Source organism: Sphingomonas sp. NPDC019816 (assembly GCF_050274375.1).
Classification (GTDB): domain Bacteria; phylum Pseudomonadota; class Alphaproteobacteria; order Sphingomonadales; family Sphingomonadaceae; genus Sphingomonas.
Genome location: NZ_JBNNOB010000237.1, coordinates 1 through 2,555 on the forward strand (window position 1 = coordinate 1; position 2,555 = coordinate 2,555).

The 2,555-nt window shown below is 68.3% G+C and carries 3 protein-coding genes; 1 reads left to right on the top strand and 2 read right to left on the bottom strand.

Annotated elements, in window-relative coordinates:
* The first annotated feature begins 467 nt into the window (after positions 1–467).
* Positions 468–1,235 (top strand): enoyl-CoA hydratase/isomerase family protein, encoded by a 768-nt coding sequence (locus ACQKJZ_RS18940; protein WP_427733204.1) that lies wholly within the window; start codon positions 468–470, stop codon positions 1,233–1,235.
* 151 nt (positions 1,236–1,386) lie between these two features.
* On the opposite strand, the gene ACQKJZ_RS18945 is transcribed toward ACQKJZ_RS18940, so the two are convergent.
* Entirely contained in the window at positions 1,387–1,608 is a 222-nt protein-coding gene (locus ACQKJZ_RS18945) for a DUF1289 domain-containing protein (RefSeq protein WP_427733206.1), read from the bottom strand.
* A gap of 6 nt (positions 1,609–1,614) precedes the next feature.
* Positions 1,615–2,555 (bottom strand): DEAD/DEAH box helicase (locus ACQKJZ_RS18950; RefSeq protein WP_427733208.1); only part of this gene is annotated, 941 nt, incomplete at its 5' end.

Genomic DNA, 2,555 nt, shown 5'->3' on the forward strand with positions numbered 1-2,555 from the left:
CCTGCGCCGTCGTCGTCTGCGCAGCGGCGGGCGCGACCATCAGGGTGGCGGCGCCCAGAATCGTGGAAGTGGCCAGCGTTGCGCGCAGCGCAGCCGTCATCATCGTCTTCATCGTTGTTCCCCATATGCCGGCGGCCCCAAGCGGATATCGGCGCCGGTCCCGTGTTCAGGTGCCATCCCGGATGGGCTTCGCGCATCGACGCGAAGGGCGGGTCGGCGAGGGGGGGAAGGGGCGGCCCGCCTCCGGGCCGCCCGGCATCCTCTCCGGGCACGGAGCCCGCCGGCTCCTGATGCCGATGCCAGCCTGTGATCGGCCGGTCATTCTGACATGGCGGTCATCTACGCGCGGTCATGGCGTCGGCTCAAGCATCTGTTGGCGGCGCGCCGTTCGAACCGTCATCACTGTGTCTTTCGAGCAACGGGTATGGCGCTGGTCTTGCACGCGAAATGGCGGCAAAGCGGCATACATGACGGTAGAACAGGAACGCGACGGCGCCGTTTCCGTAATTACGTTACGGAATCCGCCAAATAATCATCTGGGGCTGGGAACCATTTCCGAATTGGGCGATGCGTTCGATTCGGCGGATGCCGATCCGGCGGTACGCGCGATCCTGTTGCAATCGGAAGGACGAGTGTTTTGCGCGGGTGCCGATCTGGTCCATGCCAATCCGGTGGCGGACCCCCTGCCGCCCGGCGCGCGCAGCCCCTTCTATGTGGCGGCCGCGCGGCTGTTCGGGGTGCGAACGCCGGTGGTCGCGGCGGTGCAGGGGGCGGCAGTGGGGGCGGGGCTTGGCCTGGCGCTGGTCGCTGATTTCCGCATCGCAGCGCCCGAAGCGCGGTTCGTCGCCAACTTCGTGCAGCTGGGGCTGCATCCCGGGTTCGGCATTTCGGCGGTGCTGGAACGGGTGATCGGGCGGCAGCGGGCCGCGCTGATGCTGCTGACCGGCCGGCGCATACGCGGCGAGGAGGCGGAGCGCTGGGGACTGGTCGACCAGTTGGCCCCAGCGGAGTCGCTGTACGCCACCGCGATGGCGCTGGCGCAGGAGATCGCGGCGGGGGCGCCGCTGGCGGTCGCGTCCACGCGGGCTACCCTGCGCGGCGACCTGCGCGCGCTGGTCGAGGCCGCGACCGATCACGAACTGGCCGAGCAGGCGGTGCTGATGCAGACCGAGGACTTCGCCGAAGGGGTACGCGCGGTCACCGAGCGGCGGCCGGGGCGGTTCGTGGGGCGGTAAGTATCCCAACCTCCGTTCGGCCTGAGCGCAGTCGAAGGCCACGCCCTGCATGCGAGGCTAGGCTTGGTGTCCGGCGGATATGGTTTCCCTTGGCCTTCGCCTTCGCTCAGGCGGAACGGAGGCTGGGGTAAGGGAAGCGGAGGTTAAGCCCTCAACCCTTGCGCGCCGCCAACTCCGCCTTGCGCGTGGGCAGCGCGGCCAGGATCGTGCGGCGTTCCTCGGCGGGCTTGGCGCTCCAGTTGGAAATCTCGCGGATCGTGCGGGCGCAACCCAGGCACCAGCCCGTCGCCTTGTCCATGGTGCAGACATTGACGCAGGGGCTGGCGATGCTCGGCGACTGGGGTTCGACGAAGCTGATGATGTCGAGCGACATGGGGCCTCAGACGGTCAGCGTGACCTTGAGGAAGTCCGGGATCGGGCCGTTCCAGCCGCCATCGTCCGGTGCCTCGCCGGCGTTCGGACGGCGACGGTCGCGACGGCGGTCGCCGCCACGCGGTTCGTCGCGCGGTGCCTCGAAACGCGGCTCGTCCTGGCGCGGGCGCAGCGCACGCGCGGGCTGTGCCTCCACCTCCGCTTCGCTCGGTGCGACCGTCTCGACCGCCTCCGCGCGCGGCGCGCGTTCGCGACGACGGCGGCCGGGGCGTTCCTCCTCGGCGACGGCGGGCAGTTCGAGCCGGTCGATCTTCTGGCCGGTCAGCTTCTCGATATTCTCGAGATTCTCGGCGTCATCGGGCGCGACGAAGGTATAGGCGACGCCGGTCGCACCGCCGCGACCGGTACGGCCGATGCGGTGGACATAATCGTCCGGGTGCCAAGGCGCGTCGAAGTTGAACACATGGCTGACGCCCTTGATGTCCAGCCCGCGCGCGGCGACGTCGGAGGCGACCAGGATGTTGATCTCGCCGCGCTTGAACAGGTCCAGCTCGGCCAGGCGCTGCGGCTGTTCCATGTCGCCATGGATCTCGCCCGAGCGGAAGCCGTGCTGCTTCAACGACTTGTTGAGCTCGCGCACCGTCGTCTTGCGGTTGCAGAAGATGATCGCGGTGCGAACCTCCTCCTGCTTGAGGAGCTGGCGCAGGCGCTTGCGCTTCTCGAACGACTGGGCCGCGACCGGCACCACGAACTGGGCGATGTTGATGTTGGTCGAGGCGGGACGCGCGACCTCGATCGTCTTGGGGTTTTCCAGGAACTTGTCGGCCAGCTTCTTGATCGGCGGCGGCATGGTCGCGGAGAAGAGAAGCGTCTGGCGCTGCTTGGGCAGCTTGGTGCAAATTTCCTCGATATCGGGGATGAACCCCATGTCGAGCATCCGGTCCGCCT

Excerpts from the sequence above, each read along its gene's own strand:
- ACQKJZ_RS18940 (WP_427733204.1), top strand. The coding sequence starts at position 468 with ATGACGGTAGAACAGGAACGCGACGGCGCCGTTTCCGTAATTACGTTA.
- ACQKJZ_RS18945 (WP_427733206.1), bottom strand. The coding sequence starts at position 1,608 with ATGTCGCTCGACATCATCAGCTTCGTCGAACCCCAGTCGCCGAGCATC.